16 protein-coding genes are annotated in these 20,637 nt (G+C 69.3%); 8 read left to right on the forward strand and 8 right to left on the reverse strand.

Annotated features, from left to right (window positions below; translation table 11 throughout):
* Nucleotides 1-78 precede the first annotated feature (78 nt).
* Nucleotides 79-579 (forward strand): transcriptional regulator NrdR, encoded by a 501-nt coding sequence (nrdR, locus tag AS181_RS03445; protein WP_058250310.1) that lies wholly within the window; start codon nt 79-81, stop codon nt 577-579.
* On the opposite strand, the gene hrpA is transcribed toward nrdR, so the two are convergent.
* Nucleotides 553-4,539: an ATP-dependent RNA helicase HrpA gene (gene hrpA, locus AS181_RS03450; protein ID WP_058250311.1), complete on the reverse strand. Its 3,987-nt coding sequence runs from the start codon at nt 4,537-4,539 to the stop codon at nt 553-555. The two genes, nrdR and hrpA, sit on opposite strands and share 27 nt — an antisense overlap.
* An 82-nt stretch (nt 4,540-4,621) precedes the next feature.
* Between hrpA and AS181_RS03455 the strand changes: the two genes are divergently transcribed.
* Entirely contained in the window at nt 4,622-5,872 is a 1,251-nt protein-coding gene (locus AS181_RS03455; protein ID WP_058250200.1) for an aminotransferase family protein, read from the forward strand.
* Nucleotides 5,873-5,917: 45 nt separating this feature from the next.
* Here AS181_RS03455 and AS181_RS25325 read toward each other — a convergent pair whose 3' ends face one another.
* Nucleotides 5,918-6,061: a winged helix-turn-helix transcriptional regulator gene (locus AS181_RS25325; protein WP_231742234.1), complete on the reverse strand. Its 144-nt coding sequence runs from the start codon at nt 6,059-6,061 to the stop codon at nt 5,918-5,920.
* 1 nt (nt 6,062) lies between these two features.
* Between AS181_RS25325 and AS181_RS03465 the strand changes: the two genes are divergently transcribed.
* The gene (locus AS181_RS03465; protein ID WP_078112303.1) at nt 6,063-6,956 is read left to right on the forward strand and encodes an NAD(P)-dependent oxidoreductase; all 894 of its coding nucleotides are present in this window, start codon (nt 6,063-6,065) and stop codon (nt 6,954-6,956) included.
* A 61-nt stretch (nt 6,957-7,017) separates the two neighbouring features.
* Here AS181_RS03465 and AS181_RS03470 read toward each other — a convergent pair whose 3' ends face one another.
* Nucleotides 7,018-7,551 (reverse strand): alkyl hydroperoxide reductase, encoded by a 534-nt coding sequence (locus AS181_RS03470; RefSeq protein WP_058250203.1) that lies wholly within the window; start codon nt 7,549-7,551, stop codon nt 7,018-7,020.
* Nucleotides 7,552-7,562: 11 nt separating this feature from the next.
* Nucleotides 7,563-8,150 (reverse strand): peroxiredoxin, encoded by a 588-nt coding sequence (locus AS181_RS03475; protein WP_058250204.1) that lies wholly within the window; start codon nt 8,148-8,150, stop codon nt 7,563-7,565.
* Between the two features lie 125 nt (nt 8,151-8,275).
* Here AS181_RS03475 and AS181_RS03480 point away from each other — a divergent pair, with 125 nt between their 5' ends.
* Complete coding sequence (locus AS181_RS03480) at nt 8,276-9,208, forward strand: hydrogen peroxide-inducible genes activator (protein ID WP_175404260.1); 933 nt, start codon at nt 8,276-8,278, stop codon at nt 9,206-9,208.
* On the opposite strand, the gene AS181_RS03485 is transcribed toward AS181_RS03480, so the two are convergent.
* On the reverse strand, nt 9,205-11,328 hold the full coding sequence (locus AS181_RS03485) for a DEAD/DEAH box helicase (protein ID WP_175404269.1): 2,124 nt from the start codon (nt 11,326-11,328) through the stop codon (nt 9,205-9,207). The two genes, AS181_RS03480 and AS181_RS03485, sit on opposite strands and share 4 nt — an antisense overlap.
* A gap of 17 nt (nt 11,329-11,345) precedes the next feature.
* Nucleotides 11,346-12,317 (reverse strand): proteasome assembly chaperone family protein, encoded by a 972-nt coding sequence (locus AS181_RS03490; protein WP_058250207.1) that lies wholly within the window; start codon nt 12,315-12,317, stop codon nt 11,346-11,348.
* Between the two features lie 202 nt (nt 12,318-12,519).
* On the opposite strand from AS181_RS03490, the gene AS181_RS03495 reads away from it, so the two are divergent.
* Both AS181_RS03495 and AS181_RS03500 read left to right on the forward strand, forming a co-directional pair.
* Nucleotides 12,520-13,227 (forward strand): hypothetical protein, encoded by a 708-nt coding sequence (locus tag AS181_RS03495; RefSeq protein WP_078112306.1) that lies wholly within the window; start codon nt 12,520-12,522, stop codon nt 13,225-13,227.
* A gap of 91 nt (nt 13,228-13,318) precedes the next feature.
* Nucleotides 13,319-14,443: a DUF4192 domain-containing protein gene (locus AS181_RS03500; protein WP_058250208.1), complete on the forward strand. Its 1,125-nt coding sequence runs from the start codon at nt 13,319-13,321 to the stop codon at nt 14,441-14,443.
* A gap of 35 nt (nt 14,444-14,478) precedes the next feature.
* Here the strand turns inward: AS181_RS03500 and AS181_RS03505 are convergent, their stop codons facing one another.
* Nucleotides 14,479-15,174, reverse strand: coding sequence for a metal-dependent transcriptional regulator (locus AS181_RS03505; RefSeq protein ID WP_058250209.1), 696 nt, complete (start codon nt 15,172-15,174; stop codon nt 14,479-14,481).
* Between the two features lie 185 nt (nt 15,175-15,359).
* Between AS181_RS03505 and AS181_RS03510 the strand changes: the two genes are divergently transcribed.
* Nucleotides 15,360-16,604, forward strand: a complete 1,245-nt coding sequence (locus tag AS181_RS03510) for an acetoin utilization protein AcuC (protein ID WP_058250210.1) — start codon at nt 15,360-15,362, stop codon at nt 16,602-16,604.
* Between the two features lie 46 nt (nt 16,605-16,650).
* Nucleotides 16,651-19,440: a bifunctional acetate--CoA ligase family protein/GNAT family N-acetyltransferase gene (locus tag AS181_RS03515; protein WP_231742250.1), complete on the forward strand. Its 2,790-nt coding sequence runs from the start codon at nt 16,651-16,653 to the stop codon at nt 19,438-19,440.
* A gap of 44 nt (nt 19,441-19,484) precedes the next feature.
* Here the strand turns inward: AS181_RS03515 and AS181_RS03520 are convergent, their stop codons facing one another.
* Nucleotides 19,485-20,423: a sigma-70 family RNA polymerase sigma factor gene (locus AS181_RS03520; RefSeq protein WP_171011532.1), complete on the reverse strand. Its 939-nt coding sequence runs from the start codon at nt 20,421-20,423 to the stop codon at nt 19,485-19,487.
* Nucleotides 20,424-20,637: the final 214 nt, after the last annotated feature.

Here is a 20,637-nt window from a genome sequence, read left to right on the forward strand (position 1 = left end):
TCACAGGGGCCGGCCGACAAGCGGCGGGGCGCACGCTTCGGGTGCGTTCCAGCGTCCCGCGACCTGCGTGAGGACACGATGCGCTGCCCCTTCTGCAAGAACGACGACACCAAGGTCATCGACTCGCGTGTCGCAGATGAAGGGCAGGCCATCCGCCGCCGTCGCTCCTGTGTGGAGTGCGGTCGCCGGTTCTCGACCGTGGAGAGCGCCGTGCTCGCGGTGGTCAAACGCAACGGCGTGACCGAACCGTTCAGCCGGGAGAAGGTCATGCGCGGCGTGCGGCGAGCCTGTCAGGGCCGCCACGTCGCCGAGGACGCGCTCGCGCAACTCGCCCAGCAGGTCGAGGACACGGTGCGCGCCAGTGGATCGGCCGAGATCCCCAGCAACGAGGTCGGACTCGCCATCCTGGGTCCGCTCCGCGATCTTGACGAGGTGGCGTATCTGCGCTTCGCCTCGGTGTACCGGTCGTTCGACTCGGTGGAGGACTTCCAGCGCGAGATCGACGACCTGAAGGCGGCATCGGGTTCCGGGAGCGCGCTCGCCGAACCCGTGTCAGCCGAGTCGGTCCAGAGCTCGTAGGACCCGTTTCTCCGACACCGGGAACGCGGTACCGAGACGCTGGGCGAACAGCCCCACGCGCAACTCCTCGACGAGCCACTGCGCTTCGTCGTCGACCACCGCCCGCCGGTGCTCGGGTACCTGTTCGATGCGCTGGGCCCACCGTTCGACGACGCGATCGACGGCGGCCACCCCGGCCTGGTCGCGTGCTGCGGACGCGGGTAGTGCCTCCAGACGTGCTTGCGCGCCGTCGAGATAGCGCGGCAGATTCTCCAGGTGGCGTCGCGCGGTGGCCGCCACGAATCCGTCGAACACGAGGTGGGCGACCTGTTCGGCGACGTCGTCGGCAGCCAGCGAACCGGCGTGCCGGTCGATCGCCGCCCGCAGCGGGGCCATCCGTTCGAGGGCCGCGACGGCCAGCGAGAAGTAGTCCGGTGCGGCCGCGGCGACCCGTGGCCGGATCTGTTCGAGCAGCGCCGAGAAGGACTGCGGTGAGCGAACCGCGGCGAGCTCTGCGTCGTCGATGTCGGCGACCGTGTCCCGGGTCGCCCGGCGGGTGCAGTCGGCGAGCAGTGCCTCGATGGTCGAGTACGGGCTCTGGCTCAGGGCGAGTCGTTCGACCGGACTCAGCGAGCCGGCGATCCGCTTGTGCAGCGGAGGTATCGCGAGGTCGAGGAGGGCGACGATCCCTCGTCGCAGGAGGCGATCTCGTGTCTCGGGGCTCGCCGCATCGACGACGACGACGCCCCGCGCGTGGCCCTTCGCATCGGAGACCACGTCGATCGTCGGGTACCGGGTCAGCCGCTGCCCCGCGACATCGACCGTGGTCTGCTCGGCGAGCGAGCCGATCCCGTCTGCGGTCCAGGTCCGATACAGGGTGCGCGACACCGTCTTCGGCGCCGCGGGCGTTCCGGTCTGCTGAAGTTCGGGCAACGAGTCGGCGCGGGAGACGATCCGCCCGGAGTCGTCGGCCACCGCGAAATGCATGCGCAGGTGCGGCGGTACCCGGTGGGTGTCGAAATCGGCTGCGGTCACCCGCATCCCGGTGATCGCGGAGAGCTCGCGCGCCAGCCCGGTGGCCAGCGGCTCTTTGCGCGGGGTGAGCCGGCCGAGCGCGAGTTCGGCGAACCGCTGCGCGGGTGACATGCTCTTGCGCAGCTGTTTCGGTAGCGACTTGACCAGTGCGGTGGCCAGTTCGGCGCGCATGCCCGGTACCGACCAGTCGAAACCGGCCGGTCGGACATGGGGGAGCAGTGCCTGCGGGATCACGACGGTGACGCCGTCGTCGGGTGCGCCCGGTTCGAACCGGTAGCGCAGTTCGAGTCGGGTGTCGCCCTGCTGCCAGGCGCCGGGATAGTCCGTGGGGGCGACGTCGGTGCCTCCCGTGACGTCCTCGGGGCGCAGATCCAGCAAATCGGGTTCGGCACGGCGGGCCTTCTTCCACCAGGTGTCGAAGTGCCGGGCCGAGGTGACGTCGGACGGTAGCCGCTGGTCGTAGAACTCGAAGAGCTGGTCCTCGGTGATCACGAGACCCCGGGTGCGCGTGCGGTTCTCGACGTCCGAGGCGGCCTCGAGAAGCTTGCGATTGCGGTCGAAGAAGGCGTGCTGCGTCCGCCAATCGCCCTCGACGAGAGCGTGCCGGATGAACAGCTCCCGCGAGACCACCGGGTCGATGGGGCCGTAGTCGACGCGCCGGCGGGCGACGAGCGGGACCCCGTAGAGGGTCACGCGTTCGTAGGCCATCGCCGCTCCGCGTCTCGCCGACCAGTGCGGCTCGCTGTGGGTGCGCTTCACCAGATCCCCGGCGAGTTTCTCGGCCCACAGCGGATCGATCCCGGCGACGGTGTGGGCGAACAGGCGCGACGTCTCGAGGACCTCGGCCGCCATGATGAAGGCGGGCGGCTTCTTGGCGAGCGGAGAAGCGGGGAAGATCATCAGCGTGGTGTTGCGCGCACCGGTGAACTCGCGGCCCTCGGTGTTGCGGGCGGCGATGTTGCTGAGCAACCCGGACAGGATGGATCGGTGGACGGCGTCGGCGTCGAGTTCGGTCGGTGCGACCGACCAGTCGAGGTCCTTGACGATCTCGGTCAGCTGCCGATGGAGGTCCTGCCATTCCCGGATGCGCAGGAAGTGGAGGTACTCGCGCTCACACATGCGCCGAAAGCGGCTGGCGGACAACTCCTTGCGCTGTTCGCCGAGGTACCGCCACAGCTCCACGTAGGACAGGAAGTCCGACTGCGGGACGACGAAGCGCCGGTGCTGGGCGTCGGCGGCCTCCCGGTGCTCGGCCGGCCGTTCCCGTGGATCGGGGAGCGACATCGCGGCGGCGATCACGAGAAGGTGGTCGAGACAACCCAGTTCGTGTCCGGCGATGAGCATCCGGGCGACCCGGGGATCGACCGGGATCCGCGACATCGACCGGCCGATCGGGGTCAGTCGCGGGGGCCCGCCCTCGCGCGGGACGGTGATGGCGCCGAGTTCGGTGAGAACACCCATACCGTCGCGGATCGCGCGGTCGTCGGGCGGCTGGACGAACGGGAACTCGGCGATCTCACCCAGTTTCAGCGAGGTCATCTGGAGGATGACCGCCGCGAGGTTGGTGCGCAGGATCTCCGGGTCGGTGAAGGCCGGCCGGGAGTCGAAGTCGTTCTCGCTGTAGAGACGGATGCAGACGCCCGGGGCGACACGACCGCATCGACCGGCCCGCTGCCGGGCACTGGCCTGTGAGACCGGTTCGATGGGAAGACGATTGACCTTGGTCCTGGTCGAGTACCGACTGATACGGGCGGTGCCGGTGTCGATGACGTAGCGGATGCCGGGCACGGTCACCGACGTTTCGGCGACGTTGGTCGCCAGCACGATCCGGCGTCCGTCGGAGGGGGAGAACACCTTCTGCTGCTCGGCGATCGACAGTCGCGCATAGAGCGGCACGATCTCGGCACCGGGCCCCTTGCCGCCGCCGGTTCGTCGACGGAGCGCCTCGGCGGTCTCTCGGATGTCCCGTTCGGTGGGCAGGAACACGAGGATGTCGCCGCGGCCACCGGCCCACAGTTCGTCGACGGCGGCGTCGATGCCCTGGATCTGGTCGAGGTCGGCATGTTCGCCGCCGCCGGCGTCGTCCCCGTCGTCGGGGCGTTCCTGCAGGCTCAGCGGTCGGTACCGGATCTCGACCGGATAGGTGCGTCCGGATACCTCGATGACCGGGACCGAGGTCTTCGGCGTGCTGAAATGCCGTGCGAAGCGCGCCGGTTCGATCGTCGCCGAGGTGATGATCACCTTCAGATCGGGGCGTCGGGGCAGCAGGCGGCGCAGATAGCCGAGGATGAAATCGATGTTGAGGCTGCGCTCGTGGGCCTCGTCGATGATGAGGGTGTCGTAGCGGCGCAGCATGGGGTCGGTGGCGATCTCGCGGAGCAGGATGCCGTCGGTCATGACCCGGACGAGGGTGTCGGCGCCCGACCGGTCGGTGAACCGGACGGAGTAGCCCACCGCGTCGCCGAGTTCGGTGTCGGTCTCGTCGGCGATGCGCTTGGCGACCGAGCTCGCGGCGATGCGCCGGGGCTGGGTGTGCCCGATCGACCCGCGGATGCCACGCCCGAGTTCGAGGCAGATCTTGGGGAGCTGGGTGGTCTTGCCCGAGCCGGTCTCGCCCGCGACGACCACGACCTGGTGGTTGCGGATCGCCTCGGCGATCTCGTCGCGTGCGGCGGAGACCGGTAGTTCGTCGGGGAAGCGCATAATCGGCACGGTCGCGCGCCGCCGGTCGAGACGGGCGCGTGCCTTGTGGACATCGGCGACCAACTGTCGCCACTTCGCGGCATCCGGGCGCGCGGCGAGCCGATCGATGCGACGACGCAACCGGTCGGCGTCGACGAGGCCCACGTCGTCGAGTGCGCGGAGCAGATCCGAGCGGGGGATGTCCGATGCAGCGGTGTCCGGTGGAGACGGGGACGGGTCAGATGACGAGGACGGGGCCGACATGATCACTCCAGGATATGGGGAAGCGCCGAGGCCGGTTCACCCCAGTGGCCGCGTGGGCCGCGTGGACCGGCATCATGGGGCCATGGCTGATGGTTCGAGCACTGGTACTGGATCGTTGTGGCACGGTTTCGCCGACATGGGTGCGGTGACCGCGAGCGGGCCGTTCGTCGTGACCAGGGGAGAGGGTGCGCGGATCTTCGACCGCGACGGCAACTCCTACCTGGATGCGACCGCCGGACTGTGGTTCACCAACGTCGGGCACGGCCGGACCGAGATCGCCGATGCCGTCGCGCGCCAGCTCGGCACCCTCGCGCACTACTCCAACTTCGGTGACTTCGCGAGCGACGTCACCCTGCAGCTCGCCGAGGAGCTCGGCGCCATCGCGCCGGTACCCGGATCGAAGATCTTCTTCACCTCCGGCGGCAGCGACTCCATCGACACCGCGGTCAAACTCGCCCGCCGCTACTGGGTGGAGCAGGGCCGCGAATCCAAGCGGGTCGTCGTCAGCCGCACCAAGGCCTATCACGGGATGCATGCCGCGGGTACCTCGCTGGCGGGCATCCCGCTCAACCACGACGGCTACGGCGAACTCATGCACGACGTCCAGAACGTCGAATGGGACGACGCGAAGAGCCTGCTCGGTCTCATTGAGCGCGTGGGCGCCGACAACATCGCCGCGTTCTTCTGCGAGCCCATCATCGGGGCCGGCGGCATCTATCTCCCGCCGGAGGGCTACCTCGCCGAGGTGCGGGACATCTGCCGCGACCACGACATCCTCTTCGTCGTCGACGAGGTCGTCACCGGCTTCGGCCGCATCGGCGGCGAATCCTGGTTCGCCTCCGCACGATTCGGCCTCGAACCGGACATGATCACCACTGCCAAGGGGCTCACCTCGGGGTATGTCCCGATGGGCGCGGTGTTCATCGCACCGCGGATCGCCGAGCCGTTCTTCGCCGGTGGCGTCTGGTGGCGGCACGGGTACACCTACGGCGGCCACGCGGGCGCGGCGGCGGCGGCCCTCGCGAACCTTGAGATCATCCGGCGAGAGAACCTGCTCGCCGAGGCGACACGGCTCGAGGGCGACCTCGCCGCCGCGCTGTCGCCGCTCGCCGACCTCGACACGGTCGCCGAGGTCCGGACCGGACTCGGCGCGGTCACCGCGGTACAGCTGGCCGACCCAGCGACGGCGCCGGCCGCGGTGGTCAAGCTGCGCGAACATGGGGTGAGCACCCGGGCCGCAGGTCAAGGGGCGCTGCAGATCTCGCCCGCGTTCGTGATGACGACGGCCGAGGTCGGCGAACTCGCCGACCGGATGCGCGCAGCGCTGAGCTGACGCCGCAGGCCACGCCTTGTCGTGGTCATCCCGACGATCCGGAGGTCATCGCCGGGCCGCCGTGATGGTCTGCATGTGTTCCTCACCCCAGTCGCCCAGGGGTGCGAGTGCCCGGTCGCGCGCCGCGCCCTTGGGCGTCAGGCTGTAGACCACCCGGGGCGGTACCTCCTGGTAGACCTCACGATGCACGATGCCGTCCCACGCCGCGGTGACGGTGATCGGTCTCGGACCGATGGGGTCCGCACTCGCACAGGCATTTCTGGCCGCTGATGTCGCGACGACGGTGTGGACTCGCACCCGATCGGCGGCGGACAAGGTGGCCGCGGGTGGGGCAACGGTGGCCGAGGACGTCGCGTCGGCGGTGGTCGACGCCCGCCTGATCATCACGTGTCTGCGTGATCAGGAGACCACCCGCGAGGTGCTCGGATCGATTCCGGCCGAGGCGTTCCGCGGGCGACTCGTGGTGGTCCTCGCCTCGTCGACACCGGACGAAGCCCGCACGACCCAGTGGTGGGCGGATGAGCGCGGTATCGACGTCCTGATCGGCGCCATCATGGTTCCGACTCCGGTGATCGGGACACCGGGAGCTCTCGTCCTCTACAGCGGACGGGAGGACCTTCTCGAGCGGCATCGGCGCCAGTTGGAGGTTCTCGCACCGAGATCGGTGTTCGTCGGGGCCGATCCCGGAGATGCCTCCGTGCTCGACACCGGCATGCTGGAGATCTTCTTCAGCGGGATGACCGCCTTCCTGCGTGCGGCCGCGCTGGTCACCTCCGCCGGTCACACCGCGTCGGGTTTCGTCCCGATGGCGACCGAGATGCTCGACATCCTGCCGGAGACCTTCCGAGGACTCGCGGCCGACGTCGACGCAGGAGAGTACCCGGGAACCGAGGACAACATCGCCATGAAGGCGGCGGCATTGGGGCACATCGTCGACTCCACCGAGGAGGCCGGGCTCGATGCCCGGCTGCCACGCCTGCTACACGACCTCGCCACGAGTGCGGTGGCCGAGGGGTACGGCGCCGACGGGTGGTCCCGAGTCGTCGATCTGTTCCGTGCCGGACAGGCGGTCCAGCGCGCCTGAAAACGTCAGGGCCCGGCTGCGTAGCGCAGCCGGGCCCCGTCGTCGTCTCACATGCGACGGATCAGGCGTTGGCGAGCACCTCGGTGGTCGCGATCGCCTGGGCGACACCGCTGACGATCGACGCGACCTTGAGCGCCTCGAGGATCGCCTCACGGTCGACGCCGGCTTCGCGCAGGGTGTTCTCGTGCGCGGCGACGCAATGACCGCAGCCGTTGATCGAGGACACCGCGAACGACCACAGCTCGAAGACGGCCTTGTCGACGCCGGGGTTGCCGATGATGTTCATCCGCAGGCCCGGACGCAGGTCGTCGTACTTGCCGTCGAGGAAGCCGCGACCCCGGTAGAACACGTTGTTCATCCCCATGATCGACGCGGCGCCGAGCGCGGCGTTGTAGGCCTCGGCGGACAGCGTGTCGGCGGCCTCGTCGGCGATCTCGCTGAGCACCTTGGCGTTTCGCGTGGCGGCAGCGGTCGACAGCAGGGTTCCCCAGAGCTGCTCCTCGGTCAGCGCGGTGGTGCGGCTGATCGAACCGAGGTTGAGCTTGAGGTCCTTGGCGTACTCGGGAAGTGCTTCCTTCAGGTTGTCGATGCTCATCGGTTCTCCTCTCAGACGCCGGCCGTCATGAGCTCGCCGGCGTCGATCGTCGGGTCACCCTTCTTCCAGTTGCAGGCGCACAGTTCGTCGGACTGCAGAGCGTCGAGGACGCGCAGGACCTCGTCGACGTTGCGGCCCACGGAGCCCGCGGTGACCGACACGAACTGGATCTCGTTGTTCGGATCGATGATGAAGGTGGCGCGGTCGGCGACGCCGTCGGCATTGAGAACGCCTGCGGCGGTGGCGAGTTCGCGCTTGAGGTCGCTCAGCATCGGGAACGGGAGGGTCTTGAGGTCCTCGTGCTGTGCGCGCCACTGGAAGTGGACGAACTCGTTGTCCACCGAGGCGCCGAGCACCTGGGTGTCGCGGTCGGCGAACTCGTCGTTCAGCTTGCCGAACGCGGCGATCTCGGTCGGGCACACGAAGGTGAAGTCCTTCGGCCAGAAGAACACGACGCGCCACTGACCGGGGTGATCGTCGGACGACACGGTGGTGAAGTAGTCGTCGGGCTGCTGGGCATTGACCTTGCTGAGGTCGCCACCGATGACGGCGGTGAGGTTGTAGGCAGGGAACTGGTCACCGATGGTGAGCAGGGCCATGTATCGCTCCTTCAGCTGGTGAATGTACGGAATCTGCGCGCGAATGAGTTTCGCGACGTACGGGTACCATCGTGCCGGATTCCGGTCGAAAACGAAACGTGATGACTAGCACTATACTGATAAGCATGTCCGATAGAACTTATCAGCCGACCGTGGCCGGGTTGCGTGCCTTCGTCGCACTCGCGCACCGACGCCACTTCGGCACTGCGGCAGCCGATCTCGGTGTCAGTCAGCCATCGCTGTCGCAGGCGTTGTCGGCGTTGGAGTCCGGTCTCGGTGTGACCCTCGTCGAACGCACCACGCGGCGTGTCCTGTTGACCGCCGAGGGTGACGAACTCCTCCCGCGAGCGATCGCGGTGACCGAGGCCATGGACGAGTTCACCTCGGCGGCCGCCGGAACGGGCCGACCGCTCAGCGGGCCGCTGCGGCTGGGGGTCATCCCGACGGTGGCGCCCTACGTCCTGCCGACGCTGCTGCGCGGACTCGGGCAACGGCTCCCGGACCTCGTACCCCGAGTGGTGGAGGAGCAGACCGCCCGCCTCATCGAACAACTGCGCACCGGCACGCTCGACGTCGCGCTGCTCGCTCTCCCCGTCGACATGCCCGGCATCGTCGAAGTTCCCATCTATCGGGAGGATTTCGTTCTCGCACTCCCGTCCGGTCATGCGTTGGCCGGACGCCGCCGCGTCGATCCCACGGCGCTCGCCGACCTGCCGCTCCTCCTCCTCGACGAGGGGCACTGTCTGCGCGATCAGGCGCTCGAGGTGTGCCGGCTCGCGGGCGTCCGGCCCGATCTGGGTCAGACCCGGGCCGCGTCGCTGACCACCGCGGTGCACTGCGTCGTCGGCGGACTCGGCGTGACGCTCATCCCGCAGACGGCGGTGGCCTCCGAGACGGCGTCGGGTGATCTGGCCACCGCGACCTTCGCGGCCCCGCGGCCGGGGCGGCGGATCGGCCTGGTCTTCCGGGCGTCCGCGCGCCACGACGAGGCCTACCGCGAACTGGGCTCTCTCATCGGCGATCTCGTCGGCGCGACCGGTGCCGTGACCGCGCTCTAGACCGTGCCGCCGGCCATCTCGGCCGCGGCCGCCTGTGCGGCGAGAGCCTCCCACTCGTCGACGAGACTCGAGTCGACCTCGCGGACCATGGTGCCCAGCTCCTCGACGATCCGCTCGATCTCGGGGGTCACGACGCTCGTCGGAACGCCCTGCCGGAGAACGCGATAGCAGTCCGACAGATAGCGCAGCAGCACGCCCTCGCTGCGCGCCAGCCCGTACGCGGAAATCAGCTCGGTGAAGGTCATGGCCTTCTCCAGCATCTCGCGGAGCACCGACTTCGGCGCCGGCGGGAACGACGACACCCACGGGTGCCCGCGACGATAGATGGCGAACGCGGCGAAGATCTCCTCGGCCAGCGGCTGCGGCCAGGTGATCTCCTCCAGGCGCGACATCCGCTCCTCGTACTCGATGCCGTCGGCCTTCATCTCCGTGATCGCGGCGTCGCGCGCGACCTTGCGCTGGGCCAGCAGCAGGGGTCGCGGGTTCTCCAGGGTCGATTCGAGGATGGAGACCACATCGAGTGCGTGAGTGGACGACTCGGGGTCGAGGATCTCGAACGTCGCCAGCGCGAAGGCGGACAGCGGGTTGGTCAACGCGAAGTTCTCCGGCATGTCCACGCTCAGGGCGATGTGCCGGCCGGTGTCGTCGGGTTCGGCGAGTTGCACGACGATGCCCGCGTCCCGGAGCCCCCGGTAGAGCTCGATCGTGTGCTTGATGGTGCGCAGCTGGCGGTCGCGCGGTTCGTGATTGTCCTCGAGAAGGTGGCGGACCGCGGCGAAACAGTCGCCCGGTCGGCCGAGTACCTCGAGGAGCATGGCCGTCGTCATCTGGAAGTGGCTGCGCAGGGGCTCGTCGGGCGCGTCGACGAGCTGGAGGAAGGTCTTCTCCCCCCACGAGACGAAGCCCTCGGGTGGCTTCTTGCGCACCAGCTTTCGGAGCTTCTTGGGATCGTCGCCGGCCTTGGCCACGGCACGGGCGTTCTCCACGTCGTGGTCGGGAGCCTGCGCGACGACGTAGCCGATCGTGTCGAAACCGGCGCGCCCGGCCCGGCCGGCGATCTGATGGAACTCGCGTGCCCGCAGGCGACGGACCCGCCGTCCGTCGTATTTGCTCAGGGCTGCGAACAGGACCGTGCGGATCGGCACGTTGATGCCGACGCCGAGAGTGTCGGTGCCGGCGATCACCTTCAGCAGCCCTTGCTGCGCAAGACGTTCGACCAGACGGCGGTAGCGGGGGAGCATTCCGGCGTGGTGGACGCCGATACCGGCGCGCAGCAATTTGGACAGTGTGTTGCCGAAGCCGGTGGAGAACCGGAAGTCACCGATCGCCTCGGCGATCGCCGCCTTCTCCGCTTTGTCGCAGATCCGGACGCTGAGCAGCGCCTGCGCGCGCTCCACCGCGGCGGCCTGGGTGAAGTGCACCACGTAGATCGGCGCCCGTCCCCGGTCGACGAGCTCCTCGATCGTCTCGTGGATCGGGGTCATCGCGTAGGCGTGGTCCAGGGGGACCGGACGCTCGGCGCCGGTGATCTCGACCGTCTCGCGTCCGGTGCGCCGGGTCAGGTCGTCGACGAAGAACGACACGTCGCCGAGCGTCGCTGACATCAGCAGGAACTGCGTCGACGGCAATTCGATGAGCGGGACCTGCCAGGCCCAACCGCGGTCGGGTTCGCCGTAGTAGTGGAACTCGTCGGCGACGAGGGTGCCGATGTCGCTCGCGCCGCCGGCGGCGAGGGCGAGGTTGGCGACGATCTCGGCGGTCGCACACACGATGGGCGCGTCGGCGTTGACCGCGGCGTCGCCGGTCAGCAGTCCGACCTGGTCGGCGCCGAACATGGCGCACAGCTCGAAGAACTTCTCGCTGACGAGCGCCTTGATGGGTGCGGTGTAGAACGCACGCTCGCCGCGGCAGCGCGCGAAGTACAGCGCGCCCGCCGCGACGAGTGATTTGCCCGAGCCGGTCGGCGTCGCCAGGATCACGTGGCTGCCGGCGAGGAGCTCGAGAAGCGACTCCTCCTGATGCGGGTAGAGGTCGAGGCCGCGTCCCGTCCACCACTCGGTGTACCGCTCGAGTGCGGTGTCCTCGTCGTCGGTGGGGACCAGGACGTGCGGCGCGGGTATCGGTGCGGTGTCCGGGATCAGATCGGTGATCGCGGACCCTCGTCCCCGGGGTCGGCCTCACCGTCGCCGGTCTGCTCGGCCAGGAACCGTTCGAGTTCGGCGCCGAGTTCGTCACCGCTGGGCAGCGATTCCTCGGCGGCGAGCAGCGACGAGCGTTCCTGCGCGGCCTGGGTGAACGTGTCGTACTGGGTCTCCAGCGCAGCCACCACGGACTCGATCTCCGAGTTGCCCTCGACCTCGTTGTCCACCTGTGCGCGTACCTTCTCGGCGGCGCTGTCGAGAGCGGCGAGGGGGAGGTCGAGACCGGCGAGCTCGGCGACCGCCGCCAGCAGGCGTGCGGACGCCGCCGGGTAGTTGGTCTGCGCGAGATAGTGCGGGACATGTACCGACAGGCCCGACGCCCGGTAGTCGTGTTCGCCCATCCGCAACTCGAGGAGCATCGACGCGCTGGCGGGCAGCTTCATCGCCGATCCCCACCGGGGCAGGTCACCGAGGGCGTCGGGATCACTGCCGTGCGCCGTGATCGACGGCGGTCGGGTGTGCGGCACGGCCATCGGGATCGCGTTGAGGCCGATGACATCGGTGACGCCGAGTCCGTCGCTCAGGCGTCGGACCGCGTCGACGAACTGCTCCCACCGGAGGTCGGGTTCGGAACCGGCGAGCAGGAGGAATCCCTTGCCCGAGTTGTCGCGGATCGCGTGCAGCGCCAGCGTCGGCATCTCGACGTCGGTGAAGGTCTCGCCGCTGAACGAGATGGTCGGCCGGCGTGACCGGTAATCCATCAGCTCGTCGGAGGAGAAGGTCGCGACCAACTCGGACTCGAGGCTGTCGCGGAGGTGCGTCGCGGCCAGCGCGACCGCGTGCCCGGCGTCGGCGAAGCCCTCGAGCGCGTGGATCAGTACCGGACCCGTGCCGTCGGGCCGGGTCACCTGCGGAGCGGGAAAGGCGAGTTCATACAGCGCGTCGTTGCGCGCGGGCTGCTCGTCCACGTCGTCCCTCCTTCTGCTGGCAGCTGTCCCGGAAGAGACAGCTGAACGTCCATTGTCTCGCACCGCACCCGGCGGTGGCCACTCGCCTCGGTGCAACCACCTCGACACACCGGTGATTCCCCCAGTTGGTGTTCCTGTTTGTTGTTCCCCAGGGGTGTGTCCTCGACACCTGGCGAAGGCGCCGGTGGCACAGTAGACCGTTGTGATCGAGCCGCATGCGCCCCGACTGCGCCTGTCCCTGTCCGGCCGCCTCGTTCCCGGCGCGGTGGCCGGTCTCGTCGCCGCGGCGCTCGTGCTGTCCGCCTGCTCGGTCGGCGGTCAGCCGGAGCCGTCGAGTCCGGACCTGTCCGCGCGATCGGTCGAGGCCGCGGACTTCCCGGACGGCGCCGCGAGTCCCATCCCGACGTCGGCGGTCGCGAACGCGCTGGCCGACGTGACCGGGGCGCCGATGCCCGGACAGACGGGCACCGAGGTGTCGCCGCCGGAGTGTGCACCCGCGTCCGTCTCCGCGGACGGAGCGGTCGCGTTCCTGGGTCCCGGCCCGGGGGAGCGGGCCACCCTCACCTCGGTCGTGGCCGGTGTCGAGACGCCGCTCGGCGACGTGGTCGAGTCGGCCGAGCGCTGCCCTGAGACCACCACGACCACGTTCGGGGCGTCTTCGACGATCACCACCGAGGTGCTGCCCCCACCGCCGGCGCCGGACGGGGTCGACACCGCGACGATCCGCCGCACGATCGTGACCGGCGGCGGTGTCCCGTCCACCACGAGCGCTCTCACGCTGCTCGGCGAGCGGGACGGCGTCCGGGTGTACACCGAATACCGTTGGCCCGCAGCAGGTCCCGTACCTCCCGAAGCGTCCGCCGCGCTCGACACGCTGTTCGGAAAGGCGCTCGCGGCCGCGTTCGGCTGACCAGTACCGCCCTGTGGATGACCTTCCCCGGTTGTCCACAGCGTGTGTCGACCGCCGTTCGAGCGGCTTCGCTGCGGGTGACGCTGTCGCCATGCAGATCCTCGAACCACCACCGCACGGCCCCCACGACCCGACGACGCTGCTCACCTCGATCCCCGCTCGACTGGGGTTCGTCCCCGAGCGGTCGATCATCGCGATCGCCATCGCCGGCGACCGCACGGTGAACGCGACCATGCGGCACGACCTCGCCCTCGAACCCGACGGCAGCCCCACGCGCGAACTGGTCGTCGTCCTCGCCGGACTCGGGGAGATCACGTCCACCTACGGCATCGAGGAGATCGTGGTCGTGATCGCCGATGACCGCTACCCGGCGGACGACCGTCGCTATCGGCGGATCCTCGCGATGAGCGACCGGTACTTCGCCGATGTCGGTGGTGTCGCCGCCGGCTTCGTGATGCCGGGCTTCGATGCCGGCGTGCACTGGTCGACCATCTGGTGTCCGGAGGACCGGGCCTGGTCGGTCGACGTGTCCGCGGGGTCGGCCGGACAACTCGACGATCCGCACACGAGTCCGACCGCGGTCGCGGAGGCGGTGCGCTCGGGGCGACGGATTCTTGCCCGGCGCTCGGAGATGCGGACGATGCTCGAACCGCTCGACGGCGAATGCGGTCCGGGACGTCCGCTGCCGGACTGTCGGGCGTGCCGCGGCATCGATCTGGATCAGAGCGATCTCGATTTGTTCGAACCCGAGGAAGAGGACGTCGAGGCCTCGACACGGGCACTCGACCTGGTCATCAGCGCGATGATCGAAGCGGAACAACCCCTGGATTGTGGCGAACTGGACCGACTGGAACGGGCGATCCTGCGCCCCGACGTCCGCGACGCCGCGCTCGCCCTGGCCGTCACCGAACTCCGGGGAGCCGCCGAACACCTCTGGCGAGAACTCACCCGCCGTCTGACCGGACGCGGAAGGTCCACCGCCGCAACACTTCTCGCACACCTGCACTACATCGGCGGGGACGGCGCCTACACCGGTGTCGCCCTCGACGTCGCGCTTGCGGGCACGGACACCGACCACCTGGCCACGCTGCTCGACACCGCCCTGCGGGCAGGTGTCCGCCCGGCCAGGCTGTGGGGCACCATCGAGAAGTCCTACGACGCCGCGAAACGCCTCGGCGTCGTCATCCCGGCGGCGACACTGCGTACCGCCGGGTGACCACTGCAGACCTTGCTGTGTCAGACCTTGCTGTGTCAGACCTTTTCGACGACCTTCTCGACGAACAGCGAGTGCGCCATGTCGGACGAGAGTTCGAGGCCGTCGTGACCGGGTGTGTCGATCGTGATCGTGCCGGCCGTGTTCGACACCGTCACACGGGCGTTGGGAACCACGCCCGCCTCGCGCAGCGCGCCGAGCAGTTCGGTGTCGGACTGGGCGTGTTCGGACAGGCGACGCACGATGACCGGCACCGTCTCACCCGGCGGGAGGTCGGCGAGGCGGGTGGCGCCGTCGTCGGAGCTCGGCACCTCCACGCCCAGCAACTCCAGTCCCGGGATGGGGTTTCCGTAGGGCGAGGTCGTCGGGTATTCGAGGACCGCGAGCAGGCGGCGTTCGACGTTCTCGCTCATCACGTGCTCCCAGCGGCAGGCCTCCTCGTGGACCTGATCCCAGGGCATTCCGATGACGTCGACCAGGAGGCGTTCGGCGAGGCGATGCTTGCGCATCACCGCGACGGCGAGCGTGCGTCCGCGGTCGGTCAGTTCGAGGTGCCGGTCCCCGGCGACCCGGAGGAGACCGTCGCGCTCCATGCGGGCAACGGTCTGCGACACGGTGGGACCGGACTGGTCCAGACGCTCGGCGATCCGCGCCCGCAGCGGCACGATGCCCTCTTCTTCGAGATCGTAGATCGTTCGCAAGTACATCTCGGTGGTGTCAACCAGGTCGTTCACTGTGCGCAATCCCTTTCGTCCCCGCCAAGATTACCCTTTTCGGGAGTGGTGACCGCGATCTCACCGCGACCGGGGAGTCCCGGGGCGGCGGTACGTGGCGCGCACTCGTGTCCGACGCGACATCCGTGGCCGCTGCGCGATGTGTACCACTAGCCTGAGGTCGTGATCAACACTACGAGCGCCCGATGACGACGGCCGTCATCTGGAGCGAGGACTTCCTGTCCTACCGATGGGCCCACACGCACCCGATGAACCCGGTCCGACTCGCCCTCACGATGACCCTCGCGCAGAGCCTCGGAGTCCTCGACGACGTCGAGACGATCCCGCCGCAGGCCATCGACGACGACGCCCTGACCGTCGTCCACAGCCGCGACTACATCGACGCGGTCCGTGCGGTCGGTTCGGGGACGGCGTCGCTGTCGGGGCCGTTGCTCGAGCGGTTGTTCGGCCTCGGCGACGCCGACAACCCGGTTTTCACCGGGATGCACGAGGCCGCGCGCCTGCTCGTCGGCGGCACGCTGGCCGCGGCGCAGACGGTCGTCTCCGGGGCGGCGACGAGAGCGGTCAACATCGGCGGCGGCATGCATCATGCGATGCGTTCGCGCGCCGCCGGATTCTGCATCTACAACGACTGCGCCATCGCGATCAGGTATCTGCTCGACCACGGTTTCGACCGCATCGCCTACATCGACGTCGACGCCCACCACGGCGACGGCGTCCAGGTCGAGTTCGCCGCCGACCCGCGGGTGATGACGGTCTCGCTGCACCAGCACCCGGCGACCCTGTGGCCCGGCACGGGATGGCCGACCGAGGTCGGGGACGGCGACGCGGCGGGCAGCGCGGTCAACCTGGCCCTCATGCCCAACACCGAGGACCGGTTGTGGCTGCGCGCCTTCCACGCCGTGGTGCCGTCGCTGATCGCCGAGTTCCGGCCGCAGATCATCGTCAGCCAGTGCGGTGCCGACAGCCACCGCGCCGATCCGCTGACCGACCTCTCGCTGACCGTCGACGGACAGCGGGCGGCGATGATCGCCATGCGCGACCTGGCCGACAAGTACTGCGAGGGCCGCTGGATCGCGGTCGGCGGCGGTGGCTACGGCGTCGTCAACGTGGTGCCGCGCAGCTGGACGCATCTGCTGGGCGTCGCGCTCGGTCGCGAGGTCGACGTGTCGTCGGTCATCGACGAATCCTGGTGTGCCACAGCCGAACAGATCTCCGAGCAGGTGCACTCCGACTATGCCGCCCCGCCCGTTCGGGTCATGGGCGACGGGGGCATCGTCGACTACCAGCCGTGGGCCGGCGACGCCGGCCAGGAACCACCCGAGGGTGTCGCGGCCAACGCCCAACGCCAGACCGACCGCGCGATCCTCGCCACCCGACGCGCGGTCTACCCGCTCCACGGTCTCGACCCGGAGGACCCCCGTGACTGACGACACCTCGACCGCCGACGCCACCGCGCCCGCAGGCGCTCCCGCGATGGCCGATCAGCCGGAACCGCGTAGCCCGTGGGACTATCCGCGGCACTGGATCGCCGATGTGCTGGCCTCCGATGGCGGCGTCGTGCACCTGCGACCGATCGTGCCCGACGACGCCGACCGCATCGTGGCCTTCCACTCCAAGCTCTCCGAGCGCACCCGGTACATGCGGTACTTCGGTCCGACCCCGACCCTGCCGCCGCGCGAGGTGGCCCGGATGACGACCGTCGACCACCAGCAGCGTGTCGCGATCGTCGCCGAACTCGGGGGCGAGATCATCGCGGTCGGCATCTACGAGGGTCTCGGCTTCGACGGCAAACCCGAATCGGCCGAGGTGGCGTTCGTCGTCGCCGATGAACACCAGGGCCGCGGCCTCGGACCCATCCTGCTCGAGCACCTGGCCGGTGCGGCGGCGGAGAACGGGTTCACCCGTTTCGAGGCCGAGGTCCTCAGCGAGAACCCGAACATGGTCGCGGTGTTCCGCGACGCGGGGTATCAGCTCGCACGGAGCTTCGACGGCTCGACCGTGCACGTCGAGTTCCTCATCGACCCCACCGAGGCGCTGCTGTCGGTGCGCAACGCCCGTGAACGCGCGTCGGAGGCCCGCAGCGTCGCCAATCTGCTGCGACCCGCCTCGGTCGCGGTGATCGGGGCCTCGACCGACCCGAACAAGGTCGGAAACGCCCTGTTGGCCAACATCATCGCCGGGGGATTCACCGGGCCGGTGTTCCCGGTCAACGGCCCCGCCCGGGTCGAGGAGGAGCCCGAGCCGGGACGGCCCGGTGTCGGCCGCGAACCGACGCCGGCGCGTCGTCGCACCCGGGAACGACCGCCGTCGGTGCGGGGGATCCGGGCGTACGAGACCGTCCGCGACATCCCCGACCCCGTCGACCTCGCGGTGGTCGCGGTGCCGGCCGCGCGCGTCGACGACGTGCTCGACGACTGCCTGGTCAAGGGTGTGCGCACGCTCGTCGTGGTGTCGTCGGGCTTCGGCGAGTCCGGCGAGGAGGAGGGCCTCGAGAACGAGCGCCGCCTGGTCGCCCAGGTCCGCGAGCACGGGATGCGACTGGTCGGGCCGAACGCGCTGGGCGTTGCGAACAACGACCCGGCGGTCGCGCTCAACGCGACCCTGGCGCCGCGCATCCCGGCCGCCGGCCGGGTCGGGTTCTTCTGTCAGTCGGGCGCCCTGGGCATCGCGATCCTCGACACCGCGGCCCGTCGCCAGATCGGCCTGTCGACGTTCGCCTCGGCCGGCAACCGCGCGGACGTGTCCGGCAACGACCTCCTGCAGTACTGGGACACCGACGCCACCACCGACGTCATCCTGCTCTACCTGGAGAGCTTCGGTAACCCGCGCAAGTTCTCCCGGATCTCGCGGCGGGTCTCACGCTCGAAGCCGATCATCGCGGTCAAATCCGGCCGGGGTGCGATGACGCCGGTCCGGGCGGCGCGCTCGGCGGCCACCCTCGACGACCAGATCGCCCGCATGATGCTCGAACAGGCCGGCGTCATCCAGGTGGACACGATCCCCGAGTTGTTCGACTGCGCGGCCGTGTTCGCCTATCAGCCGCTGCCGCGCGGCCCGCGCGTCCGCATCATCGGCAATTCGTCGGTGCTGGGCAGCCTGGCGGCGGACACCGCGCGCAACGGCGGCCTCGAGGTCGTCGACACCGTCGATCTCGGTGCCGGCGCCTCGGAGGAGGAGTTCGAGTCGACGGTCTCGGCGGCCATGGCCGACCCGGGCGTGGACGGGATCATCGTCGTGTTCGTGCCGCCGGTCGCGGTCGGCGCCGACTGGCACGCCCGGGCGCTCATGGCGGCGGCCAACACCCCCGACGCCGACGCCGACAAGCCGATCGTCACGACCTTCCTAGCCGTCGACGGCATCCCGCCGGGGTTGACTCGGCCCGGCCCGAACGGCATGCCGACCAAGGGGTCGATTCCGTCGTACGGCTCGCCCGAGCGCGCGGCCGCGTCACTGGCGAGGGCGTGGCAGTACGCCCGGTGGCGCCTGCGGCCGGAATCGGTGGTCCACCGTCCCGACGGCACCGATCCCGAGGCCGCACGGATGTTCGTGCGCGAGGCGATGGTCGGCGACGGTGCGACCGGTCGTCCAGCCGAACGGTTGCTGGGGCATGTGGAGTCGGCGAAGCTGTTGCGCTGGTACGGGATCGACGTGGTCCCGTTCCGCGAGGTGACCACGATGCACGAGGCATCCGCGGCGGCCCGTGAACTCGGGCTGCCGGTGGCGGTGAAGGCGACGTCGGACAAGTGGCGCGGTCGTCTCGATCGCGAGGGCGCGCGCCTGGACCTACCCGACGCGACGACGGTGGTGACGGCGTTCGCCGAACTGACCGAACTCACCGGCGACCGCGTGCTGCACGTGCAGAAGATGGCGCCGAAGGGCGTCGGCACGGTCATCCGGGTGCGCGACGATCCGTCGTTCGGTTCGGTGATGTCGTTCGGTCTGTCCGGGCGGACCTTCGATCTGCTGGGCGATCACGGTTACCGCGCCGTCCCGCTGTCCGAACTCGATGCACGGGAACTGATCGAGGAGCCGCGTTCGGCACCGCTGCTGTCGGGATACCGCGGGGAGGAGCCTGCCGACAAGGAGGCGCTCGCCGATCTGCTGCTGCGCATCTCGACGCTCACCGACGACATCCCGGAGGTCCGCGAGGTGGTCTGCGATCCGATCCTGGCCTCGATCGACGGCGCGGCCGTTCTCAATGCCCGCATACGCGTGGGCCCGGTGCCCGACAGGCGGGACACCGGACCCAGGCGACTCGGGTGACCGAGTGGACTCAGTGAAGGAGGCGGCTGAGCGTGCGGGGACGCTCAGCTGGCGTAGGCGCGCAGGCGCTCGGCACGGTCGCCGTGGCGGAGCTTGCCCATGACCTCGCGCTCGATCTGACGCACGCGCTCGCGCGACAACCCGAACATGCGGCCGATCTGATCCAGGGTGCGCGGCTGGCCGTCGTCGAGGCCGTAGCGCATCCGGATGACCTGCTGCTCGCGCTCGTCCAGCGTCGCCAGGACGGCGCGGATGTCGGAGTGCAACAGGCCGGCGATGACGGCGTTCTCGGCGGAGGTGGCCTCGGCGTCCTCGATGAAATCGCCCAGGGGAGCTTCCTCGTCGCTGCCCACCGGCATGTCCAGGCTCACCGGATCGCGGCTGTGGTCGAGCAGGTCGGCGATCTTCTCCGCGGGGATGCCCGATTCGTTGGCCAGCTCGTCGTCGGTCGCTTCGCGGCCGAGCTGCTGGTGCAGCTCGCGCTTGATGCGGGCCAGTTTGTTGACCTGCTCCACGAGATGGACGGGGAGCCGGATCGTGCGGCTCTGGTCCGCCATTCCGCGGGTGATCGCCTGACGAATCCACCAGGTGGCGTAGGTCGAGAACTTGAAGCCCTTGGCGTAGTCGAACTTTTCCATCGCCCGGATCAGACCGAGGTTGCCCTCCTGGATCAGGTCGAGGAGAGGCATGCCGCGGCCGGTGTAGCGCTTGGCCAGCGACACGACCAGGCGGAGGTTCGCCTCGAGCAGGTGGGCCCGGGCGGCCTCGCCTTCACGGACGATGACCGCGAGGTCACGCTTCTTGGCCGCGGACAGCCGCTTCTTGTTGGCCAGAACGTGTTTGGCGTAGAGCCCGGCCTCGATCTGCTTGGCGAGTTCGACCTCCTGCTCCGCGTTGAGAAGTGCGGTGCGACCGATTCCGTTCAAATAGACACGGACCAGATCCGCCGCTGGAGACTGGGCGTCGAGATCCTGTTCGGTCATCGCCGGCCGGGTACCCGGAGGGGTGACTTCGGCGAAACCTTTGGTCGGGGTCGAACGTGCAACTGTCGAGCGTGACATGCGGCCTCCTGACTTGAGTGCGTTCACTGGGTCCAACGCCCTTGTGTGGGCGATAGTTCCCGAGAGTGGTTCGGAGCAAACCTCGCCGAGGCTTGGTGACCTGCGCATTCTTTTTCGCGACTCGACAACCGGCTGA

This window comes from Gordonia sp. SGD-V-85, from assembly GCF_001456905.1.
Taxonomy (GTDB): Bacteria; Actinomycetota; Actinomycetes; order Mycobacteriales; family Mycobacteriaceae; genus Gordonia; species Gordonia hongkongensis.